Annotated in this window: 16 protein-coding genes and 1 riboswitch; of the genes, 11 read left to right on the plus strand and 5 right to left on the minus strand. The window is 70.4% G+C overall.

The genetic code is table 11. The features are described 5' to 3' along the window. Positions 1-49: 49 nt before the first annotated feature. Together WG902_RS16520 and WG902_RS16525 are read right to left on the minus strand one after the other, a co-directional pair. Positions 50-2173, minus strand: a complete 2124-nt coding sequence (locus tag WG902_RS16520; protein WP_340061228.1) for a xanthine dehydrogenase family protein molybdopterin-binding subunit — start codon at positions 2171-2173, stop codon at positions 50-52. Further along, complete coding sequence (locus WG902_RS16525) at positions 2170-2646, minus strand: (2Fe-2S)-binding protein (protein ID WP_340061229.1); 477 nt, start codon at positions 2644-2646, stop codon at positions 2170-2172. Before WG902_RS16525 ends, WG902_RS16520 begins: the two co-directional genes overlap by 4 nt. A gap of 49 nt (positions 2647-2695) precedes the next feature. Beyond that, a riboswitch (TPP riboswitch) is annotated at positions 2696-2806 on the plus strand. Between the two features lie 31 nt (positions 2807-2837). Here WG902_RS16525 and WG902_RS16530 point away from each other — a divergent pair. The 6 genes from WG902_RS16530 (at position 2838) to WG902_RS16555 (ending at position 6762) form a co-directional block, all read left to right on the plus strand. After that, a complete protein-coding gene (locus WG902_RS16530; protein ID WP_340061230.1) occupies positions 2838-3854 on the plus strand; it encodes an FAD-dependent oxidoreductase in 1017 nt (338 codons plus the stop codon). Next, a complete protein-coding gene (gene thiS / locus WG902_RS16535; RefSeq protein ID WP_340061231.1) occupies positions 3851-4057 on the plus strand; it encodes a sulfur carrier protein ThiS in 207 nt (68 codons plus the stop codon). The genes WG902_RS16530 and thiS overlap by 4 nt, the downstream gene beginning before the upstream one ends. A 5-nt stretch (positions 4058-4062) precedes the next feature. Then, positions 4063-4839 carry a thiazole synthase gene (locus tag WG902_RS16540; protein WP_340061232.1) on the plus strand — a complete coding sequence of 259 codons (777 nt, stop codon included), beginning with the start codon at positions 4063-4065 and terminating at the stop codon, positions 4837-4839. A gap of 3 nt (positions 4840-4842) precedes the next feature. After that, entirely contained in the window at positions 4843-5613 is a 771-nt protein-coding gene (gene xth / locus WG902_RS16545; protein ID WP_340061233.1) for an exodeoxyribonuclease III, read from the plus strand. Between the two features lie 98 nt (positions 5614-5711). After that, positions 5712-6392: a M23 family metallopeptidase gene (locus tag WG902_RS16550; RefSeq protein ID WP_340061234.1), complete on the plus strand. Its 681-nt coding sequence runs from the start codon at positions 5712-5714 to the stop codon at positions 6390-6392. A 73-nt stretch (positions 6393-6465) separates the two neighbouring features. Further along, the gene (locus WG902_RS16555; protein WP_340061235.1) at positions 6466-6762 is read left to right on the plus strand and encodes a hypothetical protein; all 297 of its coding nucleotides are present in this window, start codon (positions 6466-6468) and stop codon (positions 6760-6762) included. Here WG902_RS16555 and WG902_RS16560 read toward each other — a convergent pair. The 3 genes from WG902_RS16560 to WG902_RS16570 form a co-directional block, all read right to left on the minus strand. Then, a complete protein-coding gene (locus tag WG902_RS16560) occupies positions 6740-8191 on the minus strand; it encodes an RNB domain-containing ribonuclease (protein ID WP_340061236.1) in 1452 nt (483 codons plus the stop codon). The two genes, WG902_RS16555 and WG902_RS16560, sit on opposite strands and share 23 nt — an antisense overlap. Positions 8192-8308: 117 nt before the next feature. Further along, positions 8309-9718, minus strand: coding sequence for a serine hydrolase domain-containing protein (locus WG902_RS16565; RefSeq protein ID WP_340061237.1), 1410 nt, complete (start codon positions 9716-9718; stop codon positions 8309-8311). 49 nt (positions 9719-9767) lie between these two features. Next, a complete protein-coding gene (locus tag WG902_RS16570; protein WP_340061238.1) occupies positions 9768-10247 on the minus strand; it encodes a hypothetical protein in 480 nt (159 codons plus the stop codon). Between the two features lie 129 nt (positions 10248-10376). On the opposite strand from WG902_RS16570, the gene WG902_RS16575 reads away from it, so the two are divergent. The 5 genes from WG902_RS16575 to WG902_RS16595 all read left to right on the plus strand — a co-directional run bounded on the left by WG902_RS16575 (position 10377) and on the right by WG902_RS16595 (position 16524). After that, positions 10377-13085, plus strand: a complete 2709-nt coding sequence (locus WG902_RS16575) for a response regulator (RefSeq protein WP_340061239.1) — start codon at positions 10377-10379, stop codon at positions 13083-13085. A 7-nt stretch (positions 13086-13092) separates the two neighbouring features. Continuing rightward, positions 13093-13998 carry an alpha/beta fold hydrolase gene (locus WG902_RS16580; protein ID WP_340061240.1) on the plus strand — a complete coding sequence of 302 codons (906 nt, stop codon included), beginning with the start codon at positions 13093-13095 and terminating at the stop codon, positions 13996-13998. A gap of 35 nt (positions 13999-14033) precedes the next feature. After that, the gene (locus WG902_RS16585) at positions 14034-14822 is read left to right on the plus strand and encodes an SAM-dependent methyltransferase (protein WP_340061241.1); all 789 of its coding nucleotides are present in this window, start codon (positions 14034-14036) and stop codon (positions 14820-14822) included. Between the two features lie 110 nt (positions 14823-14932). After that, positions 14933-16051 carry a patatin-like phospholipase family protein gene (locus WG902_RS16590; protein WP_340061242.1) on the plus strand — a complete coding sequence of 373 codons (1119 nt, stop codon included), beginning with the start codon at positions 14933-14935 and terminating at the stop codon, positions 16049-16051. Positions 16052-16083: 32 nt separating this feature from the next. After that, entirely contained in the window at positions 16084-16524 is a 441-nt protein-coding gene (locus tag WG902_RS16595) for a DUF7673 family protein (RefSeq protein WP_340061243.1), read from the plus strand. Positions 16525-16528: the final 4 nt, after the last annotated feature.

Raw genomic sequence — 16528 nt, forward strand, 5'->3', positions numbered from 1 at the left:
GTGCGCGTCGACCTACGTGAGGCTCTGCTGTCGGACGAAAACGCGTCCGTCAGGCTTGCTGCAATGCCTGTTCGAGCCGTTCGCGCGTCAGCGGCAACTCCCGCACCCGCACCCCGACCGCATCCGCCACGGCATTGGCGATCGCCGCGGCCACCGGGCCATGCGTGGCTTCTCCCGCCCCGACCGATTTCTCCGCCGGCCTGTCCAACAGCGAAATGTGCACGGCGGGCACTTCGGAAAAGCGCAGGATCGGATAGCTCTCCCAGCTGTCGCTGGTGACACGCGTCGCGTCGAAGCGGACCTCCTCCCGGGTGGCCCAGCTCACGGTCTGGATGGCGCCGCCTTCGAGCTGGTTGCGAACGCCGTCGGCAACCACCACCCGGCCGACATCCACCGCGAGCCAGAGATTGCGCACGCGCACGTCGCGCTGCACGTCCACTTGGGCGACGGCGGCGCAAAACGCGCCGTTGTGCTTGTAGCGCGCGAAGGCCAGGCCCCAGCCCTCGCCCTCCCGCGCCTTGCGCCCCTGCCAGTCCGCCATGCGGGCTGCTTCCTCCAGCACGGCGCGGGTCCGGTCGTCGGCGGCATGGCGCAGGCGAAAGGCGAGCGGATCCACGCCCAGCTGCTGCGCGATTTCGTCCATGAAGGACTCGGCGGCAAACACGTTGCCGACGGCCCCCAGCCCGCGCAGGGCGGAGGTTCGCAAGGGCATGGCCAGCACGCGATGGTTCGTCACGCGGTGGCGGGGAAAGCCGTAGGTGGGAATGGAGTTGCGCTCGGCGCCGCCGCCCGTGGGCACCGGCATGTTGATCGCGACAGGCGCGGTGAACGGCTTGCCGAGGAACATCGCCGCGCGGAACACCGGGTAAGACGCGCGGCCCGGCCGCAGGCTGTGGCCATTCGACCAGACCTCGTGCTCCCAGTCGACGATGCGGCCGCCGTCGTCCACCGTTGCCTTCACGTCCACGCTCATTGCAGGCCCGAGAGGGGACCAGCCCAGTTCGTCGGCGCGGCTCCACAACAGGCGCACCGCGCGGCCGGGCACGGCGCGCGCCAGCAGCACCGCCTCGCACGCGGCGTCGTCGGCGCCGTTGTGGCCGTAGCAGCCGGCGCCGGGCACATGGGTCACCGTGATCGAGGAAGCCGGCTGCTCCAGCAGCAGGCCCAGGTCCCGCTGCATCGGGTACACGCCCTGCGCGTGGGTCCATACCTCCAGCCGGCTCCCGTCGGCCGCAAACCGCGCGACGCCGCAGGAGGGCGCGATCGAGGCATGCGCGAGAAAGGGCTTGGCGTAACTGGCTGCGAAGCGCCGGCCTTCCGGCGCCGCCGCGTCGAGATTCCTTTCGGAGACAACCGTGGTCTCCGCGGGCTGGGAACGCAGGAAAGCCGGCAATGCGTTGGCGTCCGGCAGGGTCGCCTGCTCGTCCCAGCGGGCGACCGATTCCAGTTTGCGCAACGCCAACGCCGCTTGCTGCTCCGTGTGCGCGATCACGCCGAGGAAGCTGCCATCGCGCACCACTTCCACCACGCCGGGCAGGCCCTTCATCGCCATGATGTCCACGTCCCGCAGCAGCGCCAGCGTCGATGGCGGGTGCAGCACCCGCCCGTGCAGCATCCCGGGCAGTTCCAGGTCGTGCAGGAACACCGGCTGGCCGAGGATCTTCGCGGGCAGGTCCAGGCGCTGCGGCTCGTCGGCATCGGAGGTGCGTGGCGCTTGCGGCGGCGCCTGGCCGGTCGCATCGCGATCGAGGCTGATCACGCCGGCCAGCTCCCAGTAGCTCGTGCCAGGCAGCTGCGCCGCACCGCGCACGCGGATCTCGCCGTCGCGCACCACCAGGTCCGCGGGCGACACTTCCATGCGGCGCGCCGCTTCGTCCAGGAACAGCGCGCGGGTTTCGGCGCACACCTGCCGCAGCGCGCTGCCGGAGTCCTGTACCGACAGGCTGCCCGATGTGAAGCCTTCGTTGGGCGCGCCGTCGGTGCTGGCCGGCCGCATGGCGATGCGCGTGAATGCGACGTCCAGCTCCTGCGCGGCGATGCGGGCCAGCGCCGTGGTGATGCCCTGTCCCAGTTCCACCTTGCCGCTGCGCACCTCCACGCGCCCGCCGGCCTCGATGGACAGCCAGTTCGACAGGCGGGGATTGGTCTTCAGGTTCGTCGGCAGGTCGCTCATCGCACCGCCTCCTTGCCCGAGGCGCGCAGCACCGCGCGCACGATCCGGTTGTGGGCGCCGCAGCGGCACAGGTGGCGGTCGAGCGCCTCGCGCACCTGCATCTCGCTCGGCTGCGCAATGCGCGCCAGCAACGCGGTGGCGCTGGCCAGGATTCCGCTGAGGCAGTAACCGCACTGGCCCGCCTGCTCGTCGATCAACGCCTGCTGCAGGCGCGACGGTGTTCCACCTTCGGACAGCCCCTCCACGGTGACCACCGATTTGCCACGCACGGCCCAGGCCGGCGTGTCGCAAGCCGGCACCGAAGCGCCGTCCACCAGCACATGGCAGGCGCCGCACTCGCCGGTGCCGCAGCCAAACCGCGTGCCCTTCAGGCCGCAGGCGTTGCGCAGCAGGTCGAGCAAGGGCGCCTGTTCGTCTGCCTCGACCTCGCGCTCCTGGCCGTTCACCTGCAAACGGAAGCTCGTCACCGGCATGGTCTTGTCTCCTGGCGCGCAGTCTAGTCGAGGCGACGCCGGTATACTTGTTTCCGCTCCGGGGTGCGATCGGCCGCAGGCCGCTTCGCTGAGATGGCGACACCAAACCCGTGAACTTGATCCGGTTCGTACCGGCGTAAGAAGAGGCACATGAAGTTCCTACACTCTCCACTGCACGCGGCGGGTTGCCGATGAAGATCGGCATCGCCGGCGCCGGCCTGCTCGGCCGCCTGCTCGCGTTCCGCCTGCGCGCGGCGGGCCACGAGGTGCACGTCTTCGACCCCGCAGCACACGCCGAGGCGCGCGGCGCCGCCGGCTGGACCGCGGCCGGCATGCTGAGCCCCATCGCCGAACTGGAATGCGCCGACGAGGCCGTGTTCCACATGGGCCTGCGCTCGCTGGAACTGTGGCCGCAGGTGCTGGCGCAATTGCCGCTGCCGGTGGAGTTCGACACCCGCGGCAGCCTGCTGGTGGCGCATCGCGGCGACGCAGGCACTGCGCGCGGCATCGTCGACCTGTTGCTGCGCAAGGCGCCTGCGACGCACGCGCCGCAACTGCTCACGCCTGCAGCGCTGCGCGAGCTGGAGCCTGCCGTGCAGGGCCCGCCGCACGCGTGGCTGCTGCCTTGCGAAGGCCGCATCCATTCCGTGCAGGCGATGCACGCGCTGGCCGCCGGCGCTGGCGGGACGCAGTGGCACTGGGGCACCCCGGTGGCCGCGGTGGAGCCCGGCGTGCTGCGCACCGCCGGAGGCGACTTGCGCTTCGACGTCGCGTTCGACGTGCGCGGCACCGGTGCGCGGCCGCAACTGCCGGTGCGCGGCGTGCGCGGCGAGATCTTCTGGCTGCACGCGCCCGGCGTCGCCCTGCAGCGGGCCGTGCGCCTGCTGCATCCGCGCCATCGCGTGTACCTGGTGCCGCGCGCCGATGACATCGTCGTGGTGGGCGCGAGCGAGATCGAAAGCGAGGACCGCTCGCCCGTCTCCTTGCGCAGCACCGTGGAGCTGCTGACCGCCGCGCACAGCGTGGTGCCCGAACTGGCCGAGGCGCGCATCGTGCACAGCGAGTCGAACCTGCGCCCTGCGCTGCCGGACAACCTGCCGCACCTGGAAGTGGCCGACGGGCTGGTGCGCATCAACGGCTTGTTCCGGCACGGCTGGCTGATCGCCCCGGCGCTGGTGGAACAGGCGTTGTCCGGAGTCTTGGCATGACGCTGCAGATCACGCTCAACGGCGAAGCGCGCACGGTGACCGAAGGCGAGACCCTGGCCGATCTCGTCGCCGCGCTCGGCCAGCCGCCGCAGTCGCTGGCCACCGCCGTCAACGGCGAATTCGTCGCCCGCGCGGCCCGCGCGCAAACGCGCCTGCGCGAAGGCGACGCGGTCTTCACGTTCCAGCCGATCACCGGAGGATGAACCCCATGGCATTGCAGATCGCCGACACCACGCTGGACAGCCGCTTCTTCATCGGCAGCTCCCGCTATCCGTCGCCCCAGGTGCTGCAGGACAGCATTGCCGCCTCCGGTGCGCAGGTGGTGACCGTCGGTCTCAAGCGCCAGCTTGGCGCATCCGACGCGCCCAACGACTTCTTCCGCATGATCCGCGCCAGCGGCGCTCGCCTGCTGCCCAACACCGCGGGCTGCCACACCGCGCGCGAAGCGATCACGCTGGCGCGCATGGCGCGCGAACTGTTCGACACGCACTGGATCAAGCTGGAGGTGATCGGTGACGCCCACACGCTGCAGCCCGACATGTTCGAGACGGTGGAAGCGGCGGGCGTGCTGGCCAGGGAGGGCTTCGAGGTCTTCCCGTATTGCACCGACGACCTGGTCGCCTGCCAGCGCCTGCTGGACGCGGGCTGCCGCATCCTCATGCCCTGGGGCGCGCCGATCGGTTCCGGCCAGGGGCTGCTGAATCCGAGTGCGTTGCGCACGCTGCGCGCGCGGCTGCCGGATGTGCCGCTGGTGGTGGACGCCGGCATCGGCTCGCCGAAAGATGCGGTGCAGGCGATGGAACTCGGCTTCGACGCCGTGCTGCTTAACACCGCCGTCGCGCAGGCGCACGACCCGGTGACCATGGCGCGCGCGTTCAAGCTCGCCATCGAGGCGGGCCGCCTGGCTTATGAAGCCGGCGTGATGGCGCGCCAGGAGATGGCGGTGCCTTCGACGCAAGTGACCGGCCGCCCCTTCGTGCTCTGAACCATGAAGATCGCGACCTTCAACGTCAACGGCGTGAAGGGGCGCATGCCGCGGCTGCTGGAGTGGCTGGCCGAGTCGCGGCCGGACGTCGCCTGCCTGCAGGAGATCAAGACCGGCGATGCGACCTTCCCGCACCAGCCCATCGAGGCAGCGGGCTACCAGGTGATCTGGCACGGCCAGCGGTCGCACCACGGCGTCGCCATCCTGGCGCGCGGTGAGAAGCCGGTGGAAGTCCGGCGCGGACTGCCGGGCGACGACAGCGACGGCCAGGCCCGTTACCTCGAGGCCGACGTGCGCGGCCTGCGCATCGCCTCGGTGTACCTGCCCAACGGCAATCCGACCGGCAGCCCCAACTTCGCATACAAGCTGGCCTGGTTCGAGCGGCTGGTGGCGTATGCGCAGACCTTGGCCGACGCGGGCCGGCCAATGGTCCTGGCAGGCGACTTCAACGTGGTGCCCACCAACGCGGACATCTACAACGCCGGCACCTGGCGCTTCGATGCGGTGCTGCAGCCCGAGACGCGCGCGCTGTACCAACGGTTGCTGGCCCAAGGCTGGGTCGATGCCACGCGCGCACTGCATCCCAACGAGCGCATCTACACCTTCTGGGTGAACGAGGCCGCATTCCACCGCAACGCCGGTTTCCGCATGGACTTCCTGCTGCTGAGCCCGGCCCTGGCGCCGCGCTTGCTGGAGGCCGAAGTCGATGCCGCACATCGCGGTCGGGACAAGCCCAGCGACCATGCGCCGGTATGGATCCGGCTGAAACCGTGATTTCGTGCACGAGAGACCGACAAGCGTACGCCCCGCACTGACGCGCTAGCGCCGCCGGTGCTGACAGCGGTGCCTCGACCGCAAAGCTACCGTGGGGCATGGGAGTTGCCTGGGGTTTCCTGATGCTCGCTCTGCTGGTGCTCGGTCCGTCCAGCGGCGATCCCGTGCGCGCGCCGGAGGTGGCAGCCGCCGTGCCGGAGCCGGTTCGCCCCAAAGTTGCAAAAAAGGCGGCGCCCGCGGCAGCGAGCGATGCCGACACCAGGCCCGCCCGCGCCATCGACGACCTGCTGGCCGGCCGCCGCCTGGTGGTTCCGGTCGAGGGTGTGCGGCCTTCAGAGCTGCGTGACACCTTCCACTCCGGCCGCGGCAAGGGCCGCCGCCACCAGGCCATCGACATCATGGCGCCGCGTGGCACGCCGGTGCTCGCCGCGGACGAAGGCCGCGTCGCCAAGATCTCCAGCAACCAGGGCGGCGGCCTGTCGGCCTACCTGGTCGACCCCTCCGGACGCCTGGTCTACTACTACGCGCACCTCGATGGCTATGCACCGGGCCTGCGCGAGGGACAGGCCGTCAAGCGCGGCCAGCTGATCGGCTACGTCGGAAGCACCGGCAACGCGCCGGAGAGCGCGCCGCACCTGCACTTCGCGGTGTTGCTGATGACGCAGGAGCGGCGCTGGTGGGGCGGCGAGGCGCTCAACCCGTACGCGGCCCTCGTCGGCGACGACACGGTGGCCTCCAATGCCACTGTCGAGCAGCGTGGGGGCCGTCCGACGCGCTGAGTTCGCTTGCGCCTGCGCCAGAGCCTGCGCAAGCCTGCGACGCTGGCTTCACGCAACCAACAGGGGAAATGCCATGACGCGGAAATCCAGTCGAGCGGCCCCGCGCGGAGAACACATTCCCTCCGCGTCCCAGGCCTCGCTGCCGACCGAAACCGACCCGGCCGATCCGTCGACGGGCAAGAAGCCGCACGACGCCATCGCGCCGCGCGCCGGCCGCACCGGCGGCCTCGGCACGCGCGCCGAGCGGCCGTCCGAAGGCCGCAAGCAGCCCGTGGAAACCACGCACCAGGATCCGGGTGGCCGCCGCGGCAAGGCGCCGTCGGCTTCCGTCGACGCGCGCGAGCGCGTTACGCCCGCTCGAAATCGATGAAGCCCTGCTCCGGGTCCACCGCCACCAGGCGGACCCGGGCCGCATCCCCCACGTCCAGCCCCTCGAAGCCGCGCACCACGCGGCCCTCCAGCAGCGGCCGGGCGAGGCGCACGAACGTGCCCTTGGGCGCCGCACCGGTGACGATGGCGTCGAAGCTCTCGCCGATGCGCCCATGCAGCAGGAACGCCCCCGCGGCCTTGAGCACCGTGCGCTCCACCTTGCTGGCGTTGTCCTCCTGCAAGGTGCAGTGCCGCGCGATCGCCGTCAACGCTTCCGCGGTATAGGGCGGCGCATCGCCGGCCAGCGCTGCCTTGAGCAGGCGCTGCGTGACCAGGTCGGGGTAACGCCGGTTCGGCGCCGTCGAATGCGCGTAGTCGTTGACCGCCAGGCCGAAGTGCCCGAACGCCGGCAGGCCCGCGCCGGCGGCCGCGTACTCGCCGGAGCCGAGCATCTTGACGATGGCCAGGGACAGGTCGGCGAAGCCGTCCGGGTCGGCGGCGCGGCGCTCTTGCAGGAAGCGGTCCAGCGCGCGCGGGTCAGGCTGTGCCGGCAACCCGACGCCGTGCGATGCGGCCAAGGCGACGATCCGGTCCCAGCGGCGCGGCGACTGCAGCAAGCGGCGCAGCGACGGGAAGCCCTGCTCGGCGAGGTAGCGCGCGGTGGCGGAGTTGGCGGCGATCATCAGGTCGGCGATGAGGTCCTTGGCGCGGTTCTTCTCGTCCGGCTGGAGATCGATCAATCTCCCGTCCTCGAACACCGGCCGCGCCGACAGCGTCTTCACGTTCAGCGCGCCCCGGCTCTGGCGCCATTGCCGCATCTGCGTGGCCAGCACGTCGTGCAGCCGCACCTGCTCCTCGAGTTGCGGCAAGGCGCGCGCTTGCGCCGGCGGCGGTGCGGCGCCGTCCAGCCACGCCGACACATGGTCGTAGGTGAGCTTGGCGCGATTGACCACGACGGCCCGGTAGATCTCCGAGGTGCCCACGGTCCCATCGGGCTGGGCCTGCATCTCGACCACCACCGCCAGCCGCTCCTGGCCCTCGTGCAGCGAGGTCAGGTCCGTGGACAGGACCTCGGGCAACATCGGGAACACGCCGGCCGCGGTGTACACCGAGGTGGTGTTCACGCCGGCGTGCCCGTCGACCGCGCCGCCGGGCCGCACCATCGCATCGACATCCGCGATCGCCACGCGCAGCCGCGTTGCGCCACCGGCCAGCGCCTCGGCCACGCTGAGCTGGTCGAGGTCGCGGGTGTCGTCGTTGTCGATCGAGAACCAGGGCAGCTGCCGCAGGTCGCGGATGTCGCCGCCGCGCCCCGCCTGCGCGCTGCGCGCGGCTTCGGCTTCGCGCAATGCCTGCGGCGCAAACGCCGGCAACAGCCCGCGCGCGCGCATTGCGTCGACGGCGATGCGGTGGAGGTCCGCCGGACTCACTGGACGACCCTCCGCGCCAGGCGCTGCGGGATTCGCCTTGGGGCGGCCCGGCGGCTCATTCGGAAGCCTCCGTGCTACGCACTGCGGCGCTATTCGCCTTGGGAACGGCCCGGCGGCTCATGCCCCGGCCTTGCGCCGCGTGCCGCGATAGCGCTGCGTCGCCTCCGCCACCATCGCCTCGCGCGGCAGCAGTTTCGTCCCGCCGGCCCAGAGTTCCGTCGCCTTGCCGCGGCCGTTGCGCACCACGCGCACGTCCTGTCCCGGGCTGTTGTAGCCGGAGGTGCGGCGTATCACCGCGCGGTCCTTGCCGGTCACGTCGAACTCGGTGTTGGCGCCGTCGAAGGGCGGGTTCATCACCGGCGCGATCTGCATCACCACCTTGCCCAGCGGCACCAGGTCCGTGCAGCCCCACATGCTCCACCAGCGGCCGCGCCACGGCTGCAGCCGCCTGGCCGGCGCACCGTGCTGGCTGAAGGCCGCGAGGATGCTGGCGATGCTGTCCACCCACAGCCACGACGGTCCGTCCAGCGCGTTGCACAGCACCGTGATCGTCAGGCCGGAAGCGGTGAAGCGCGAGGTGCGGGACACGAAGCCTTGCAGGCCCCCGGTGTGGCCGAACCACTCCTTGGGGCCGGGGCCGTTCATCATCGTGCCCAGCCCGTAGTACGACTCCTGCGTGCTGCAGTCATCGCGCCAGCGGCGCTGCACCATCGCGCGCCGGCTCGCCGGCGAAAGGATGCTCTGGGCGCACAGCGGGTCCAGCTGCGCGAAGAAGCGCGCGGTGTCGGCCGCCGTCGCGACGAATCCGCCGGCCGGCGCGATGGCATCGCAGACGTTGTCGCCGGGCACGACCAGGCGCTGGCCGAAAGGAAATTTCGTGCTGTGCCCGGCGGCCATCGGCGCACGCTTCGGCAGCAACGGCATGTCCGGGACGGTTTCCCGCAACCCGGCCGCGCGAATGACGTGGCGCGTGATCCAGTCGGCGTAATCGGAGCCGGTGATCTGCTCCATCGCCAGCCCCAGCAGCGCGAAGCCGTGGTTGGAATATTTCAACTGCACGCCTGTTTCCAGCGGCGGCTTGCGCGCCAGGTCCGCCAGCACCTCCTCGCGCGACAGGAACGGGCGCCGGTCCAGGAACTGGCCGCTGTCGATGCCGTCGCGCGTGACGCCGGCGCCGTGCGACAGCAGCTCGGCGATCCGCGCACCGGCCACGTCCTTGTGCAGGCCGCCGACATAGCGGCCGATGGGGTCGTCCAGCCCCAGCTTGCCTTGCTCGCGCAGCAGCAGCACGCCCGCAGCGGTGAAGCTCTTGGAATGCGAGGCGATGCGGAAGCGGTGCCGCGGCGTCAGCGCCTCGCCCGTGCGCAGGTTCGCCTGGCCGAACGCGTATTCCGCCAGGAGGTCCGGTCCTTGCGCGATGGCCACGGTGCAACCCGGTTGCTCGTAGCGCTCCACCTGGAACGCCAGCCAGTCCTGGACGTACGCCAGCGCGGGGGACAGCCAGGCCGGCTGCTGCTGTTTCTTCATGGGAGCCCTCCGTGGCCCGCGAGTGTACGGCCCGGGGGACTCCCGCTGCTCAATCGCCGATGTGCACCCAATCGCCTTCCGGCAGCGAGGTGAAGAAGCTGAACACCTCGCGCAGCAGGCCGTGCTGCGCGGCCCACTCCACCTGTTCGCGCACGCGAGACCGCTTGGCCAGCGGCGGGGTCCGGCGGAATTCGGGGCCCGAGAGCGAGGCCGGCGTTTCGGCTCCAGCCTCCCGCAACAGGTCGCCCAGGAGACGCCATTGCGATTCGACCGGACACACGCGGTTGTAGCGGCGCACCTCGTACATCACCTCGTCCACGCTGAGAATGCGCCGCGCCTGGGATGGGGCATCGCCGAGAGGAACCAGCGACGAAGGCTGCGTCTTCATGAAGCGGCCGCTGTCCTGCGCCTGCAGTTCGGTGAACATCCGCCACGTCGTTTCGCTGTTGCTTTCCAGGACGTCCGGCAACGGTCCCAGGTCCGTGAGGACGGCCGATTGGGTCGGACGAAAGTTCTGCTCGTGATCCATCCCAGCTCCACTGATGAGGTGGCCGGAGTTTCCCTGCGGGCAACTGCGGGGGCCAGTAGTCAATGGCTTAACCCGAAGGTTGGAAGCCTTCCCATCGGGCATTCGCTGCACTGCCTCTAAACTCCCCGCATGTCCTACGGCCGAGCCCTGCTCGCCCTTTCGCTGCTCTTGTGTCTGCTTCCGGCCACGGGTCGGGCCAGCGCAGCCCTTCCCGCCGCGGTGCAGGGCCAGGTGACGCTGGAGGTGCCCTCCCGGCCCGTTCCGTTGCAAGGTGAGTGGGCGTTTGCGTGGCAACGTTTCGTCGACCCGTCCTGGCAGCAATTGCCCACGACGGCCTTCGTCGCGGTGCCTGCCGGGTGGAACGCCGCCACGGCGGATGGCAAGCCCGAGCGCGAGAACAACGGCTGGGGCAGCTATGCGCTGCAGGTGAACTGCCCGGCCGGGCAGTCGCTGGCGGTGGAGGCGTTCGGCCAGCGCACGGCATCGCGCCTGTTCGTCAACGGCACGCTGGTCGCGCAGCACGGGGAACCCGGTGTGTCGGCTGCCACCACCTGGGCGGCGGTGCACAACCGGGTGCCGATCACCCGCGAATTCGCCTGCCCGCTGCGGCTGACGCTGCACGTCAGCAACTTCGACCATCGCGTCGGCGGCTTCGTGCGGCCGGTCTGGGTGGCCCCGGTCGACGTGCTGGTGCGGGGGCGCGAGGCGCGGATCGTCTACGACTCCGCGCTCATGACCACTTACCTGATCACCGGCCTCGTCGCGCTGATCTTCTTCGCGGTACGGCATCGCGAGCGGGTGCCCCTGGTATTCGGCCTGTTCTGCGTCGCCATGGCCGTCTACACGGACATGATCGGCGAGCGGCTGCTGCTGCGCCCCTTCCCGCCGCAGGTGTCCTGGCTGGCCTACATGCGGGTCGAGTACGTGTCGTGGGTGACCGCGATGGCGCTGTTCTTCCTGACGCTGCGCGGATTGTTCCCGCAGGAAATCCACCGCCGCCTCGTGCAAGCCACGGTCGGCCTGCTGGCGGCAGGCGCGGTCGCCTTCTTCGTGCTGCCGCCGGGCGTGTATTCCCACGTCGCCACGCCGGGACTCGTCGTCGCCGTCATGGTGGGCGTCTACGTGGCGGTCGCCATGCTCCGTGCGCGCCGCCGCACGCCGGTGGATGCCACCGTGGTGCTGGTGGGCATGCTTGCCATCCTGGTCACGCTGGCCCTCGACCTGCTGCTGATCGACGCGCCGGGGCCGGACCGCAAGTTCGCGCCGATCGGCTTCGCGCTGTTCATGCTGTCGCCCGCCGTGGTGATTGCCCGGCGCCTGAGCCATGCGCTCAACGCCGAGGAGCGCAACCTGGCGCTGGAAGAGAACGCGCGGTTGCGCGAGGACGTCGAGCGCATGTCCCGGCACGACCTGAAGACCCCGCTGAACAGCATCCTGGGCGCCACGCGGCTGCTGCGCGACGACACCCGGCTGACGACCGAGCAGCGTGAGCTGGTGGGCGTGCTGCAGCGCTCCGGCTTCCGCATGCTGGAAATGGTGAACCTGACACTCGGCCTGTTCAAGATGGAGACCGGAACCTACGACTTCCGGCCGCAGGCGGTGGACCTGCGGGAGGTGGTCACGCGGGTGCTCGTGGACCTGCACTCCTACGCCGAGGCCGCGGCCGTCACGCTGCACATGGAAGGCTCGGACCGCACGCCGGTGTACGTGCGCGGCGAGGAGCTGCTGTGCTACTCCATCGCGGCCAACCTGGTGAAGAACGCGGTGGAAGCCGCGGGGCCGGGCCACCTGGTTTCCGTGACGCTGATGCGCGGCGAGCCGGTGGTGCTGGCCGTGCACAACCCGGGCGAGGTGCCGCCGGATATCGCCGACCACTTCTTCGAGAAGTACGTCACCAGCGGCAAGAGCAGCGGCACCGGCCTGGGCACCTACTCGGCCCGGCTGATGGCGCGCGCGCAGTTGGGCGACCTGCAACTGCACAGCGACAGCACCGGCACGACGCTGACGCTGACGATGCGCCCGCTGAAGGAAGAACCGCCGAAGCCCCTGCCCGCAACGCTGTCCGAACGGCCTGCCGCGGAATGGGTCAGCGACATCCCGCCGCGCGACGTGCTGGTGGCGGACGACGACGAGTACACCCGGCTGGTCACGCGCCGGTTCCTGCCACGCCCGCCCTTCACCGTGGAAACCGCCGCCAACGGCCTGGCCGCGACGGAGGCGATGGCACGGCACTGGCCGCACTTCCTGCTGCTGGACATGGAGATGCCGGTCAAGAACGGCCTGGACACCGTGCGCTGGGTGCGCCAGCAGGAAGCCGAGCACGGCCAGCCGCGCTGCCTCGTCATCATGCTGTCCGGCAACGAAGACCCCGCGTCCGCCAAGCGCGCGCTGGCGGCGGGCGCCAACCGCTTCCTGGTCAAGCCGGTCAGCCGCGAGGCCCTGCTCTCGACCTTGCGCGACCTGGAGTTGAACGGCTCGGGTCCCGCGCCGCTGGCCACCGCTCCCGCCGGCCTGGCGCCCACCACCGACTTTGCCAGCGTGCCGGACGAAGTGCTGGTGGTGGATCCGGACTGGATGGATGTCTTCCCCGGCTTCGTGCAGTCGCAGCGCGACACGGTGGAGGCGATGGCACGCGCCCTTGCCGCGGGGGATCGCGAGGACGTGCAGTTCCTGGCGCACCGCGCCTCCGGCGGCCTGGGCACGATGGGCCTGCAGTGGGCCGCGCGCCAGTGCCGGATGATCGAGCGCGACGCGCTGACGGTGCCCGCGGAAGCCGTGCAGCGCCGGATCGTGGGGCTGCGCGAGCACCTGCGCAATGTGCGCATCGAGTCGGCGTGAGGCCACAATGGACAGCATGAAGCCCCTGCGGCAGGTCACGGCCGGCGTGCTGGACATCGCGCTGTACGAGACGGGTCCGCCGGACGGGCCGCCGGTGTTCCTGATGCACGGCTTCCCGTACGACATCCATTCCTACGCCGAAGTGGCGCCCCGGCTCGCCGCCGCGGGCTGCCGCGTGCTCGTGCCCTTCCTGCGGGGCTTCGGCGCGACGCGCTTTCTCGATGCCGGGACGCCGCGCTCCGGCGAGCAGGCCGCACTCGGCGCCGACCTGCTGGCGCTGATGGATGCGCTGCACATCCCGCGCGCCGTGCTGGCGGGCTACGACTGGGGCGGCCGCGCGGCGTGCGTGGTGGCGGCCCTGTGGCCGCAGCGCTGTGCGGGGCTGGTCTCGTACAACAGCTACAACATCCACGACATCGCGCGGGCGATGGAGCCCGACACGCCGCGCAACGAGCAGAGCCTCTGGTACCAGTACTACTTCCACAACGAGCGTGGCCGTGCCGGGCTGGCCAGGCACCGGCGCGACCTCACGCGGCTGCTGTGGCAGCTCTGGTCACCGACCTGGAAGTTCGACGAGGCCACCTTCGCGCGCTCCGCGGCTGCTTTCGACAATCCGGACTTCGTGGACGTGGTGATCCATTCGTACCGGCAACGCTACGGGCTGGAGGCGGGGGACCCGGCCTATGCACGGATCCAGGACCGGCTGGCGGCCCAGCCCGTGATCACGGTGCCCGCCATCACCTTCGACGGCGCCGATGACGGCGTGCGCCCGCCCGCACCGGCCTCGGCGCATGCGCACCGCTTCACGCAGCGCGACCATCGCATCATCCCGGGCGTGGGCCACAACATGCCGCAGGAAGTGCCGCAAGTGTTCGCCGACGCCGTGCTGGCGCTCGTGCGCGCGGCGCACTGAGAAGCTCGACACCTCCACTCTGCTATCTTTTGCGCATGCTCCGCTCCCTCATCGCTTCCGCCTGCCTCGGACTCACCTGCGTTGCCGCGCTTGCGCAGGCGACCGAGGAAGTCCCCTTCATCACTTCGCCGGACAACGTCACGCTGGAGATGCTGCGCATGGCGGACGTCACCCGCGCCGACCATGTCATCGACCTGGGCTCGGGCGACGGCCGCATCGTGATCCTGGCGGCCCGGCGCTTCGGCGCCACCGGCCTGGGCGTGGAGATCGTGCCCGACCTGGTGCTCCAGAGCCGCCGCAACGCGCAGGACGCGGGCGTGGCCTCGCTGGTGGAATTTCGCGAGCAGGACCTGTTCCAGACCGACCTGACGCCGGCGACCGTGATCACGATGTACCTGTTGCCGGAGGTGAACCTGCAACTGCGGCCGTCGTTGCTCGCCCTGCGGCCAGGCACCCGCGTGGTGTCGCACGACTGGGACATGGGCGACTGGCTGCCCGACCGCACGACGGTGCTGCAGGTGCCGAACAAGGCGGTGGGGCTGGAGAAATCGAGCAAGGTGCACCTGTGGGTGGTGCCCGCCAAGGTGGACGGCCTGTGGTGCTCGGGCAGCGCATCGCTGCAGGTCACGCAGAAGTACCAGCAGGTGGACGCGCGCATCGCGGACGGCGGCTCGGAACTGGCGCTCACCGGCCGCGTCGAAGGCAAGACGGTCAGGCTCACCGCCGCCGGGTCGGGCCCCACGGTGCTGGAACTCGAAGGCGACAAGCTGCGCTTCAGCGGCCGGTCGGTGGAATTCGCGCGGGCCCAGGGCGGCCGCTGCTGAAGGCAACGCCGCCGCGGCTCGCTCGCTGACCCTGCCGGTGCAGGGGATGCCCGGATGACAGATTCCGTGCGATCGCTATCCTGCGATGGCAAGGGGTCAAGGAGTGCACCATGCCGTTCGGCAACGAAGGGAAGGAAGCGGGCATCGCCCTCGCACTCTCGGGGGGCGGCTTTCGCGCCGTCCTGTTCCACGTCGGCGTGCTGTGGCGCCTGAACCAGCTGGGCGTGCTGAAGAAGCTGTCACGCATCTCCAGCGTCTCCGGCGGCTCCATCGCTTCGGGCCTGCTGGCGGTGCGCTGGGACATGCTGCACTTCGATGCGCAAGGCGTCGCCACCAACTTCGACGAGGAGATCGTCGGTCCGCTGCGCAAGTTCTGCGGGTTGACCATCGACGTGACGTCGGTGATCGCCGGCGCGCTGAACCCGTTCAAGAGCGCCGGCGAGGAAGTGGCCGACGCCTACCGCCAGCACCTGGGCATGGGCGTGTCCCTCCAGACGCTGCCCGATGCGCCACGCTTCGTCTTCAACTCCACCAACTATGCGACCGGCACCAGCTTCCGCTTTTCCAGGCCGTATGCGGGCGACTACCGCATCGGGCTGATCTGGCGGCCGAAGTTCGACGTGGCGACGGCGGTCGCCTGCTCCAGCGCCTTTCCACCGCTGCTGGCGCCGCTGGAACTGGACGTGGACCCGAACCTCTTCGAGCATTCCCCCGGAGCCGACCTGTGGGAGAGGGAGGATTTCCGCAAGCGCCTGCAGCTTGCCGACGGCGGCGTCTACGACAACCTGGCCCTGGAGACGGTCTGGGGCCGCTACGAGACGGTGCTGTGCAGCGATGCGGGCAAGCCGTTCGAGCTGGATGCGGGCGTGGGCGCGTTCGCCCCCAAGCAGCTGTTCCGCGTCATGGACATCGGCCTGAACCAGGCGCTGGCGCTGCGCAAGCGCATGTTGATCAACGAGTACCAGGCCGGGCGCACGAAGGGCGCGTTCTGGGCGATCAACACGCCGATCAAGGATTACAAGACCGCGAGCCTGCCCGTGTCGCCTGAAAAGATCTCCGACCTGAGCGCCATCCGCACGCGGCTGGACCGCTTCAAGGAGCAGGAACAATGCGAGCTGGTGAACTGGGGCTACGCCGTCAGCGACGCGGCCATCCGCGCCTATGCGGCGCAGGTGATCGCGGTGCAGGCGGAGGCCAGGTTGCCGTATCCGGGATATCCGCTCGCCTAGGCGAGGGGGCAGCGTCGATGGAGGGGACTGCGATGAAGCAAACCGAACGAGAACGGCGCCACCAACAGAACCTGCAGCGCATCCAGCATGTGCAGCAACTGGTGGGCGTGGGCGACCGCACGCGCATCGACCATGAAGGCACGCTGATCGAGCAGGCCCGCATGCTCGAGGAAGAGATCTGCTCGCATCGCGCCACCGAGGCCGGCCTCGCCGCGCTGGCGCGGCTGCTGCACCTGCTGGAGGAAGGCATGTCGCCGCATGTGCGCGAGGCCGCGGCCTTCGTCACCGCCATCCGCGACGTCACGCCGCTGCCGCTGCCAACGCTGCGCGGGCCGGACGTGGCGACCGCCGACGACATGCTGGCGGTGCTGGACGCCTTCCGCTACGGGCGCGTCAGCCTCGTGGAGCATGTGGAAGGCGGGGCGCGGCGGGTGGGGAAGGCGCTGGAGAAGGTGCGGGTGCGGGGTCGGTAGCGGA

The organism is Ramlibacter sp. PS3R-8 (assembly GCF_037572435.1).
In the GTDB taxonomy this organism is placed as follows: Bacteria; Pseudomonadota; Gammaproteobacteria; order Burkholderiales; family Burkholderiaceae_C; genus Ramlibacter.

What these genes read in the sequence shown, in the direction of transcription:
- WG902_RS16520 (WP_340061228.1), bottom strand. Translation starts at nt 2,173, where the DNA reads ATGAGCGACCTGCCGACGAACCTGAAGACCAATCCCCGCCTGTCGAAC.
- WG902_RS16525 (WP_340061229.1), bottom strand. Translation starts at nt 2,646, where the DNA reads ATGCCGGTGACGAGCTTCCGTTTGCAGGTGAACGGCCAGGAGCGCGAG.
- WG902_RS16530 (WP_340061230.1), top strand. Translation starts at nt 2,838, where the DNA reads ATGAAGATCGGCATCGCCGGCGCCGGCCTGCTCGGCCGCCTGCTCGCG.
- thiS (WP_340061231.1), top strand. Translation starts at nt 3,851, where the DNA reads ATGACGCTGCAGATCACGCTCAACGGCGAAGCGCGCACGGTGACCGAA.
- WG902_RS16540 (WP_340061232.1), top strand. Translation starts at nt 4,063, where the DNA reads ATGGCATTGCAGATCGCCGACACCACGCTGGACAGCCGCTTCTTCATC.
- xth (WP_340061233.1), top strand. Translation starts at nt 4,843, where the DNA reads ATGAAGATCGCGACCTTCAACGTCAACGGCGTGAAGGGGCGCATGCCG.
- WG902_RS16550 (WP_340061234.1), top strand. Translation starts at nt 5,712, where the DNA reads ATGGGAGTTGCCTGGGGTTTCCTGATGCTCGCTCTGCTGGTGCTCGGT.
- WG902_RS16555 (WP_340061235.1), top strand. Translation starts at nt 6,466, where the DNA reads ATGACGCGGAAATCCAGTCGAGCGGCCCCGCGCGGAGAACACATTCCC.
- WG902_RS16565 (WP_340061237.1), bottom strand. Translation starts at nt 9,718, where the DNA reads ATGAAGAAACAGCAGCAGCCGGCCTGGCTGTCCCCCGCGCTGGCGTAC.
- WG902_RS16570 (WP_340061238.1), bottom strand. Translation starts at nt 10,247, where the DNA reads ATGGATCACGAGCAGAACTTTCGTCCGACCCAATCGGCCGTCCTCACG.
- WG902_RS16575 (WP_340061239.1), top strand. Translation starts at nt 10,377, where the DNA reads ATGTCCTACGGCCGAGCCCTGCTCGCCCTTTCGCTGCTCTTGTGTCTG.
- WG902_RS16580 (WP_340061240.1), top strand. Translation starts at nt 13,093, where the DNA reads ATGGACAGCATGAAGCCCCTGCGGCAGGTCACGGCCGGCGTGCTGGAC.
- WG902_RS16585 (WP_340061241.1), top strand. Translation starts at nt 14,034, where the DNA reads ATGCTCCGCTCCCTCATCGCTTCCGCCTGCCTCGGACTCACCTGCGTT.
- WG902_RS16590 (WP_340061242.1), top strand. Translation starts at nt 14,933, where the DNA reads ATGCCGTTCGGCAACGAAGGGAAGGAAGCGGGCATCGCCCTCGCACTC.
- WG902_RS16595 (WP_340061243.1), top strand. Translation starts at nt 16,084, where the DNA reads ATGAAGCAAACCGAACGAGAACGGCGCCACCAACAGAACCTGCAGCGC.